This window comes from Chryseobacterium sp. FR048 (assembly GCF_056844665.1).
On record NZ_JBXDSE010000004.1, the window covers coordinates 104937 to 116587 of the forward strand.

The 11651-nt window shown below is 39.0% G+C and carries 6 protein-coding genes; all 6 read left to right on the forward strand.

Annotation, left to right across the window (positions count from 1 at the left end; all coding sequences use genetic code 11):
• Position 1 precedes the first annotated feature (1 nt).
• Positions 2–1747, forward strand: a complete 1746-nt coding sequence (vgrG, locus tag AC106K_RS12995; RefSeq protein ID WP_482445892.1) for a type VI secretion system tip protein VgrG — start codon at positions 2–4, stop codon at positions 1745–1747.
• Positions 1748–1752: 5 nt separating this feature from the next.
• Positions 1753–2043, forward strand: a complete 291-nt coding sequence (locus tag AC106K_RS13000; protein WP_066757051.1) for a PAAR domain-containing protein — start codon at positions 1753–1755, stop codon at positions 2041–2043.
• Positions 2044–2197: 154 nt separating this feature from the next.
• The gene (locus tag AC106K_RS13005; RefSeq protein WP_482445894.1) at positions 2198–2608 is read left to right on the forward strand and encodes a GPW/gp25 family protein; all 411 of its coding nucleotides are present in this window, start codon (positions 2198–2200) and stop codon (positions 2606–2608) included.
• Positions 2609–2698: 90 nt separating this feature from the next.
• Complete coding sequence (locus tag AC106K_RS13010) at positions 2699–5752, forward strand: baseplate J/gp47 family protein (RefSeq protein WP_482445896.1); 3054 nt, start codon at positions 2699–2701, stop codon at positions 5750–5752.
• A gap of 24 nt (positions 5753–5776) precedes the next feature.
• On the forward strand, positions 5777–8581 hold the full coding sequence (locus tag AC106K_RS13015; protein WP_482445898.1) for a hypothetical protein: 2805 nt from the start codon (positions 5777–5779) through the stop codon (positions 8579–8581).
• Entirely contained in the window at positions 8581–11574 is a 2994-nt protein-coding gene (locus AC106K_RS13020) for a PKD domain-containing protein (protein ID WP_482445900.1), read from the forward strand. The genes AC106K_RS13015 and AC106K_RS13020 overlap by 1 nt, the downstream gene beginning before the upstream one ends.
• The last annotated feature ends 77 nt before the right edge of the window (positions 11575–11651 follow it).

The window sequence follows — 11651 nt, forward strand, 5'->3', positions numbered from 1 at the left end:
GATGAATAATAGCGGATACATACAAACAGCAAAAAACCCGGATTTAATCACCTATAAGGTAATGTCCGGAGGCACAGAATTGCCAGGCAAATACGGTGTGAAAAGCATTGTAGTAGAAAAAGAAGTCAACAGAATACCTTATGCCCGCATTGTTATTTTAGATGGAAGTGTACCGGAACAGGATTTTAAGCTAAGCAATGAAGAGCTATTAATTCCCGGAAAAGAAATTGAGATCACTGCAGGATACCACTCTGAAGAAGAGACTATTTTTAAAGGAGTTGTTGTAAAGCATAATATAAAAGTCAGAAATGATTCTTCTTACCTCATCATAGAATGTAGAGATAAAGCTGTAAAAATGACTTTAGGAAGAAAAAGTAAATACTTCTATGACAGTAAAGACAGTGATATTATCGAAGAACTTATTGGTAACAGTGGTGCCACTGCCGATGTAGAAGCAACCACAAATACCCATAAAGAACTGATACAGTACCGTGCCTCAGATTGGGATTTTATACTGACCAGAGCACAGGCCAACGGAAAACTTTGCTTTGTTGAAGACGGAACAGTGAAAGTAGCTAAACCTAATTTTAGCGGTGACACCGTAGAAACAGTGGTTTACGGATCATCAGTCCATGAATTCGATGGAGAAATTGACGCCAGAGATCAATTCAACAAAATTACAGCCAAAACCTGGAGCTATACCGATCAGGAACTCACAGAAGTAGAAGCTCAGGATCCGTCCATTAGTCTCAATGGGAACCTTTCATCCGGTGATCTGGCAAAGGTCTTTGGAATTGAAGATCTGCAACTTAATCATGGCGGAAACCTTACCCAGGGTGAACTTCAGGAATGGGGCGATGCTAAAGCAACCTTTCAGCAGCTGGCAAAGACAAGGGGAAGAGTAAAATTCCAGGGAATTCCATCAGTAAAACCAGGAGTTTCATTAACGCTTCAGGGAGTAGGAAACCGATTCAACGGAAAAATATATGTAACAGGTGTCCGTCATGAAATAGCCGAAGGAAACTGGCTGGTAGACGCTCAGTTCGGGCTTTCTCCAACATGGTTTTCAGAAACCTATGATGTAAGCGAAATGCCTGGCTCAGGAATTATCCCGGCCATCAGCGGATTACAGATTGGGGTCGTATCACAATTGGAATCTGATCCTGACGGAGAAGATAGAATTCTGGTAAAGATACCGATCATCGATACCGAAGAAGAAGGGATCTGGGCAAGAGTTGCCACCCTTGATGCAGGAGAAAACAGAGGTTCATTTTTCAGACCGGAAATCGGAGATGAGGTCATCATCGGATTCATCAATGATGATCCCAATGATGCCGTTGTCCTAGGAATGTTGAACAGCAGTGCAAAACCGGCTCCTATTGTGGCTTCTGATGAGAATAACGAAAAAGGATTTGTTACCCGAAGCGAGATGAAAATGATTTTTAATGATGACAAAATTTCATACACACTGGAAACCCCTAAAGGTAAAAAAGTGATTTTGGATGAAGATGCAGATGTTATTAAAATAGAAGATGAACATTCTAACTCTCTAACACTTAATAAAGACGGGATCAGTATCGAAAGCGGAAAAGACATCAAGATCAAGGCAAAAGGCGACATTAAGATGGAAGGAACCAATATTAATGTAAAAGCAAGTGCCCAGTTCAAAGCAGAGGGCAGTTCAGGCTCAGAGCTTAAATCAGGAGCGGTAACCGTAGTAAAAGGATCTCAAGTTAAAATTAATTAATCAGCATGAAACCCGCAGCAAGAATTACAGATATGCATACCTGTCCTATGGTGACCGGAACTGTTCCGCATGTAGGGGGACCGATCATTCCGGCAGGAGAACCTACCGTACTGATTGGCGGAATGCCTGCAGCAAGAGTAGGAGATAAAGCAGTATGTACCGGCCCGCTGGATACCATTGCATCAGGATCCTCAAGTGTTCTGATAGGCGGAAAACAAGCCGCAAGAATGGGCGATTCTACCGCTCATGGAGGCGTAATCACGGCAGGGGAAGCTACTGTTCTGATAGGCGGATGATATACAAAAGTGGATGCTTCCATAGGAGATGCCATACCCAATATCATCTGACTGTAAACAAGAATGTAAAACATCAATAACAAAAACGGTTAGACTAACTGAAACTCTATGTTACAGATGCAAGATGTTACAATTAAATATAAACCAATAACGTATGAAAATAAATACAGATTTTTTAGGAATAGGCTGGAGCTTCCCGCCTGAGTTTAATCAGACTGAAGGAAAACTGGCAATGACCACAGATGTAGAAGACATCAACAACAGTCTTATTATTTTATTGTCAACACGTCCCGGTGAACGTGTCATGTTCCCGACCTATGGATGTGACCTGCAGGAAATGCTATTTAAACCTCTGGACCTGACGCTGATTACCCAGATGAAAGGAATCATTGAACGCGCCATTTTATATCATGAGCCCAGAATCAATATTCTGAGTATTGATATTGATACCCAGGAGGAACTTCAGGGTGAAGTTCTGATCCAGATTGACTACGAAGTAAGAAATACTAATACAAGAAGCAATATTGTTTTTCCTTTTTACAAAGGAGAAGCTACCGAAATATAATGAATTACGGGATGTCTGTAGCCATTTTTAAATACTACCAAACACTACATTAAGTATTGCATCTGACCATAGAAAGATAAATATAAACAAATGAAAAAAACAGATACATTTTCACATTATCGTGAAGGAAAATCACAAATGCAGCGCTTTTTAGCAGAATTAGATCCTGGCAATCTTGAATTACACGATTTCGATTTGTTTGATTGGCTATTATTCGCAAACAATTTTGCTAAGCGTGTAAACTATTTTGACAAAGATGATAATACAAAGCCAAAAGGAAACTGGGGAAACTTCTTCCTGGGCGATGATGATACCGATGCAGTTCCACGTAGGGAAAGCGTTGAGTATAAAAGTATGAAAAAACAGGTTACAGATCTTATTTCCCAGTTTGAACAAGACAGCAGCTTGACGCCTCACCTTACATTATTTGTCTGCTTTTTAAAATTATTGGATTTCTCAAAAAAAGCCTTCAATAATTTGACGAAAAGACATTTGGACTTCTATTATAACGAAATTCTTCAGATTGAGAAAAATGATGCCAGAGCAGATAAAGTCTATGTGATCTTTGAATTGGCTAAAAAAGCAATTCAGGAAAGAATTCCAGGCGGTACATTGCTGGACGGCGGTAAAGACGCCAATGGAAAAAAACGCATTTACAAAACAGGAGATGAATTCATTGCCAACCAGGCAAAAGTAGTTGAAATCAAAAGCTTTTTGAATGATGTTGAAAAAAGAGAGCTGAAAATGGCTCCGGTGGCCAATTCAGCGGACGGACTGGGAGATAAATTACCCGAAGACAGCAACTATTGGTGGCCGTTTGGATACAACTCTGATGAAACTGTTTCAGAAAAATCTATTTATAAAAAACTGCCAACAGCTAATCTGGGCTTCTCAGTAGCATCATCATTATTTGATCTGAAAGAAGGTGATCGAAGAGTGACGCTTAGAATCAGCTTTAATCAGAATTCAACCCAGAAGCTAAAAAAACTCTCAAAAGAAGATATAGGAAATAATATCAAGGTATTTTGCAGCGGGGAAAAAGAATGGCTATCAGGCATCGTTTTAGAATGTACCGATAATCTGCAGGACGAGTTGGTACTTTCCTTTCCCTTACCGAAAGATTTCCCTGCCGTTGTCCCATACAATAAGGACGTTTTATCAGGAACATTCCAGACAAATCTTCCTGTGGTAAGGCTGATGATCGAAGGAGAAAAATATTATGATATTTATGAAGCACTTTCAGAAAAAGTCTTAAAAAATATAGAAGTATCGGTTGATGTAAAAGGAATAAAATCTGTACAGATAGAAAATGATAATGGGGCATTAAACTCAGAAAAGCCTTACTATCCGTTCACTGCACAGCCCGTTACAGGATCTAATTTTTATATCAAATATCCTGAAATGTTTTCCAAAACATGGAAAAAGGCAGACATCAAAATCAATTGGAAAAATGCGCCCAACTCAATAAAAGAATTATACAATGGGTACGTCATTAGCCCTAATCAAAATATCAGTTTGAGTGAGTTTGAGGCGGCAGAGAAACCGTCCATTGTAGATGGAGATCATTATTTCAAAGCAGACACCGCGCTTCTGGAAAAAGAAGTATGGAATACCAAAGCTCAGGGTATTGAATTATTCAAAAAGTCAGATGGTACTTATAAAACCCAGTTTTCTTTAGAAAATTTGCATGATGAACCGGGAACGAGCGGAGCCATCAGATTAACCCTGAATCAGTCATCATTACAGGATGTATATCCGAAACTTTATACCCTGGCATTATCAAGTAATCCGCTAAAGAAAAAACTGATTCCTAATGAGCCTTATATTCCTTTTGCTGAAGATATAGAGCTTAATTACAGCGCAGTAGAAAGTGTATACTCATATTTAAGTAAAGACGCAGCCGGAGAAGCTTCAAAAAATGAAGGAATACAGCTGTACCATGAAGATGCGTTCGGACAATACGAAAAAGAAGTTGACACCAACAGTATTGTACCGGTACACGAGAATGGAGGAGAATTGTATATCGGTCTGGATGCAACGCCGAAAACAACCGTTTCACTGCTTATCCAAATGCTGGAAGGAAGCGAAAACCCTATAGTTGACACTTTCAAGGAAAAAGAATTTATAGAATGGCATATCCTTTCAAACAATAAATGGGTTGATCTGTCAGATGATATGCTGCAGAATGAAACCAGAAGATTCCTGGAATCGGGGATTGTAAAATTCAAGATTCCAAGAGATATAAACACCAGTCATACAAGGTTTACCGACGGATTAATCTGGATCAGGGCGAAATCAAAAAGAAGTTATGATGCTGTATGTAAAATCCAGGGAATCTATACCCAGGCTGTTTTGGCGACTTTCCAGAATCAGGACAATGACTTGTCTCATCTGAATAACGGATTAGAAGCAAAAACCATTGCTAAACTGATCACGAGAGTTCCTCAGGTAAAATCGGTCAGCCAGCCGTACAACTCGTTTGACGGAAAATATAAAGAAGCAGATCTGGAATTTTACAGACGTGTGAGTGAGAGGCTGAGACATAAGCACAGAGCAATTACACAATGGGATTACGAGCAGCTGGTATTGCAGGAATTTCCGGAAGTCTTTAAGGTGAAATGTCTGAACCATACTTCTGAAAACTCCTATATGGCTCCGGGGCATGTAACCCTGATGGTGGTACCGAATATTAAAAATAAAAATGCTTTTGACGTCTATCAGCCAAGAGTAAGCAGAGCCAGTCTGAACAAAATTCAGAATTACGTGAATGAATTAAATACAATGCATGTAAAAGCTCAGGTGGTGAATCCTAACTATAAGGAAGCAACAGTAGAAACAAAGGTTAAATTCTTTGAGCAGTATGATGAAACATTCTACACTCAGCAATTAGATGAAGATATTAAAAAATATATCTCACCGTGGGCTTTTACAGACTCCAAAGATATTGACTTCAATGTGGAACTGAATATTAATCACCTGATTAATTATCTGGAGCAGCTGTATTACATAGATTACATTGATGAGATCAAAATATTGGTGAACAATGTTTTACAGAAAAAATCATTGATCGAAGTGGATCCGAAATCAATTCTGGTATCTGCCAAGCAGCATAAGGTAACTATTACGGAGCAAGCATGTATTTAATAATAAACAGAAGAAAACATAATCATGTCAGAAAATAAACATATTAGTATATCAAAAAATATAGAAACTGGGGATCAGACGGATTTTCATTTTCTACGCAGAACAGGTATTGAATACATCGAAAAGCTGGGAGGAAAACTCTGGACCGATTACAACTCTCATGATCCTGGTATTACCACATTGGAGGTTTTAAGCTACGCCATTACAGATCTCGGCATGAGAATGAACCTGAATATGGAAGATCTCCTGGCATCCAAAGACAAAGAGACGGATATTCATACCCAGTTTCTGAAAGCTACAGAGATTTTACCTTCAAGACCTTTAAACGAACTTGACTATAGAAAGCTGTTTATAGATATTAGCATGGCTGGAGGCCATCCGAGACCCATCCGCAACTGTTGGCTGGTTCCTAAAACAGAAAAATTATATGTTGACTGCAAAACCGGAAAATTAGACTTTAAACCTATCGGCGATAAGACAAAGAGCTTTGACGTAAAAGGACTGTATGATCTTTATATAGACTATGCCGAAGATATTGATGCTGCAGGCAGCGGATGCGACAAATCTAATGTCAATATTAAAGTATTAGACAGTTACCATGCCAATAGAAGTCTTTGTGAAGACTTGGCAGAAATTAAAGAAGTCGAAACCCAGAAAGTTGCAGTGTGTGCCCGTATCGGACTTGTAAACAAAGCAGATGAAGAGCTCGTACATGCCAAAGTACTAAGAGCAATCAATAACTATTTATCTCCGGAGGTTCATTTTTATTCACTGAAGCAGATGCTTGATAAAGGCTTTGCTACAGATCAGATCTTTGACGGACCGCTTTTGAATAACGGTTTTATTGATACTGAAGAGCTTAAAAACAGCCAGTTGAGAAGAGAGATCCGTCTTTCCGACATCGTAAGTGAGATCATGAAAATTGATGGGGTGAAAGAAATTCATGATGTTTCTATTGCAGGCTGTGATAATGTGATCAGACAATCCAACGATTGGCTGCTGTGCATCGAAAAAGGAAGAAAGCCGGAATTGTGTGAATTGAGTTCATTCAGCTACAGCAAGGGAGCCCTTCCTTTAAACATCAATGAAAAAAAGGTTAAAGAGTACCAGCAAACACTTAAAAGAGAAGAAGAAGTTCTGAGAGAAGATGCAAGACAAAACAAAGAATTGCCTTTACCGCAGGGAACTTCATACGATATAGGAAACTATGCCACTATTTTAAATGAATTTCCGGATACTTACGGAGTAGGAGCAGAAGGTATTATAGGAAACCCTTCTCCGGAGAGAGAAGCGCTGGCTAAACAATTAAAAGGATATTTGCTGTTTTTTGATCAGATCCTTGCCAGCTATTTCAAACACCTTGAAAAAGTAAAAGAAGTATTGAGTGTACATGGTGATCTGAAAAGAACCTACTTCACACAGGCTCTTAAAAATATTAAAGGTTTTGATCAGTTGGTTTCCAAAAAATACATTGTGGGGGATGATGATCAGCTTACAGATTCATTATATAAAGAATTGGATAACAGTGTAGAGCGCCGAAATGAAGTTTTGGATCACTTGATCTCCCGTTTTGCGGAAACATTCAGCGACTATACGTTCCTGATGAAATCATTGTACGGAAAATCTGCTGACGAAATTATTCTGAGTAATAAAGAAAACTTCCTGAACGAGTACACCTCTCTGAGTAAAGACAGAGGATTAGGGTACAATTATACCTTAATTGGAGATTCGGATATATGGAATACCAACAATATTTCCGGGGTACAGAAGAGAATTGCCCGTTTGTTGGGGATTAAAAACTATCAGCAGAGAAATTTATCCCAATCACCAGTGTCTATCATTGAGACTGTAGACGGTTTAGGTAAAAAAAGTTACACATGGAAGATCAAAGATAAAGATGGCAATATTGTCTTATCATCGGTAAATACTTATACCACTGAGCATATTGCCATCAAAAACCTGAATGATGCCATCTATCAGACCATTCAGATCGATCAGGAAGATCTTGAAAATGCATTAAATGAACCTATTGAGCATAACAGGTTGATCGGGAATATCATCATTCGTATTTCATCAGGAGGTAATTATTATTTCGAGATTGTAGACGATCCTGAAAAGAAAAATGTAATGGCTGCTCATAAAAAAACAAACCCTTATTCGAATCCGGAAGATCTTATCGCTGGAATTAAGGCTACAGTAGGGTATTTCAAATATGAGTTTACAGAAGAAGGAATTTTCCTTGTAGAGCATTTATTACTGAAGCCTACCACCAAAGATTATAAACAGATGGGAGGAATCGGCTGTATGTCTATAGAAGGTACATTCCGGGTGATGTATGACATTGAAGACAAAGTGTCTGCATCTGATCCTATAAAATATACGGAAGCCTTCATGTCTTCCTGTGAAGAAGGTTGCGAAATAGAGGTTTTTGACCCTTATTCCTACAGAGTGAGTGTTGTCCTTCCGGGATTTGCCTACCGTTTCCAGGATCCTGATTTCAGACGCTATGCAGAAACCGTGATCAGACAGGAAATTCCAGCCCATATTTTAGCAAAAATCTGCTGGGTAGGAGATCGTTTGAGTGAAAAAGAAACCGCTCAGGGTGACCTGGCTGAATTTGAAACTGCTTTTAAAAAATACCTGTCAGACAAATCGAGAAACAATATCGTGAATCTGGGGAATAGCATTATGGATTTATTGACGGCCCTTAGCCATTTGAACAATATTTATCGTCCGGGAAGACTTCTGGATTGTGCAGCAGATGATAGTGACATCTTAGACGGGAAACTCATAATAGGACAATCAAACATATCAAAAATCAAAAAATAATGAATACCAAATTAGACCATGTAACAACCCAATATAGGAAGTTCAACGACAATCAGGCGTTAACCGAAGGGCAATTAAACGAATTTATCGACTATTTTGAAGATCAGGACAGATTATCAAGAACCAGGCTGAGCGGCGTGGGAGTAGTGTGCGGTTTTCAGACAAAGTATATCGAGCTTGAAATAGGACCTACTTTGTCGGACGGAACCTCCAATAACCTCCGAAGACCGGATTTGGAACTTCCCTTCGACACCATTATGATTACACAAGGGGCAGGAGTGACCACAGACGGAGATCTGATAACGCTGCGCCAGAAAGGAGCTACTTCATCAGAGGCTGTCATCGACTTCACATCCAAAAACTACAGATATTACAGAGATTATAATGATGTGCTGAGATATGAGCATTTCCGTATTGGAGGTCAGCAAATTCCTTTATTAGAGCTGTTTACAACAAAGGAGTATGAGGAAGCATTAGCTGCAGGTGCCAATGCAGGAAGTTTTAGACTGGTCAGTGAAATCAGTGGAACATTAAATAATAAAATTGTCATTCTGTATCTGGAAAGCTACTCCAATGATGAGAACCCATGTCAGGATGCAGATTGTGACCATACCGGATCAGAGCAGGTATCCAATCTTAAAGTGCTTTTAGCAGATTCAGAGTCTGTTTCAGCGCTTATCGCCAGAGGGGATGCAAAAGATACTATTTATAAACTTCATGATACCTATGAAAAGCTTTTTGATAGCTTGCCTAACCTGGCGGCCAGAAGAGTTATTCTGGATGCTGACGTTAAATCGGCAGATCAGTTAAGGTCAAAATTTCAGGGAGCGATTACTGCAGTTGCAGAATTAAGCAAAGGTTTCAGTTCCATTGCAGATACTTTTAAAGTAAGTCTTAACCTTGGAGGGCAGACACTCAATGATAAATTGAATGCTTTACTGTCAATGACGGGAGCAGGTCTGAAGGATTATCAATACCGATATGATTTACTAAAGGATTTGATTGATACCTATGGCGAAATCAGAGATTTGATCTTACATCTGAATGTGGAATGTTGTCCGGAAATCGCTTCGTTTCCTAAACACCTTATGTTGGGAGCAGTTGGAGCAAATATGGAATTAGGACAATATACGGCTTTACGCCATGGCTTTTACAATTCGCCGGTAACGACCAATGATGATGAAAATTACGAAAGAGTGGTAATGCTTGCCAATCGTTTTGTACAGAAAATCAATGGATTTCAATCCTATGTAGGGCGTATTAAAATTACACCATCCAATATGGATGTAAAACTGGGTGACAAAGCCATCCCTTATTACTATAATGTAGATCAGCCTTTATTGGCTCAGTGGAACTTTGAAAAAACGAAAACTGACAGACAGAACTACAACTTAAGTTATCATACAGCCAATTTAGCAGGAGAAGATTTTATTCAGAATCCATTGAATTATAATATTGACAATAATGATTTCTACAGAATTGAAGGTCATATAGGAATGCCTTATAAAACAGCATTGCAGAATGTTAACGATCTTAAAACAAAATACGGATTAGCTTTTGATGCCATTGCATTGGTTTTACGAAAAGATGGAAAACCGGGTACCGAGGTTCCGGGTAGAGAAAAGACCGTATCTATAGATGATCTCAGAAAACAATTGATTGCTATTTCCAGCGATGTCAGCAACAGAGCAGTGAATTCACAAAATACATTGCAGAACATCTCTAAACTGGACGATCAGTTGAGATTGCTGAACCAGGCAGAATTTGCCAAAGAAGGATCATCGGACGGGGTTACTGTGGTAAAACAGGATCCTAAAAAAGATGATGTAGTAAGTGAGCTTCTAAGTGAATTCCTGGAGCGAAAATCAGGAATGGAGCACGTAGGAGGTGTAGCGCGGGGCGGAACGATTGCTTTTCTTTATGAATCAGAAGCCAACAACCAGGTTCTTGCAGACTTCTCATTGCCTTACCTGTGCTGTTCTAAAAAGGATCCTGTATTCTTAGCATTAACAGACAATAAGCTATGTCAAAATGATGCTCCGATGGCAATTACAATTGTTCCGCTGGATGGTCAGGTGAAAGCATTTGTAAATGGTACGACTCAAATATCTGCCATTAAACAATCCGGAGGTCAGAACTTCTTTGATCCTAGTTTGGTGAATCCTGCCTATTTGGGACAAACAATTAGCTTTACAGTTAATGATGACCCTGTTGAGGCGCAATTGACGGTGTACGAACAACCAAATGCATCTGTAGCGATAGGAAATATTAGCTATGGTGTAGATACATCAGATCCGGATGCTACTGTAGACTTCAAGGTTAGCCCTTCCACTAACAATGCAGGACTTACCTATACATGGAATTTTGGAGATGGAACAGCTCCATTGTCTTTGAGTACCTTACCAACTAATGGAATTGTTCAGCATACATATAATCTTATTGCTGGGCAGGAAGATGTTTTCAACCCAACGCTTACGGTAACGAATAAAAACGGATGTAGTAAAACAATTGCTATAGCTCCATTAAAGTTAAAAGGTCAAATGACAGTTGTTTGTTTAGACGGAATGAGAATTGTGATTCAGTACAGAGCAGGTAAAGACCCGGGGCATGACTGTAATAATGCTAGTTTCAACTTAAAAGGAAACGGTACTCTGATATTGGGTAAAACACCATACAACGATCCAAGAGGAATTATTAAAGGAAATGTTCATTTAAGTAACACAGGAGGAAGCCAGGATGCAGGTAATAGAGGTAGTTTAACCGGGTCCAGTAGATATAATGAAATTGTTATTACCAAAGACGAAGCACAGGCAATAGCATTATTATCACCTGACGGGTTTGTGAAGTTTTCTCTTGAATGTGCATTAGCGAACTGTCATACAGGAGTTGCCTTTACTCAGATATTCCTTGCTAATGCTGCAACACCTATTTACTCAGGTTATCCAAATGGTAATTTCTTAGAAATAAATCCTTGTACAGGTATAACAAAATAATAGGTAATAATGACTTCATAGGCAGTATAAATTGCCTATGAAGCTTATTAAAAGACCTTAATAAATCATTAAAAATG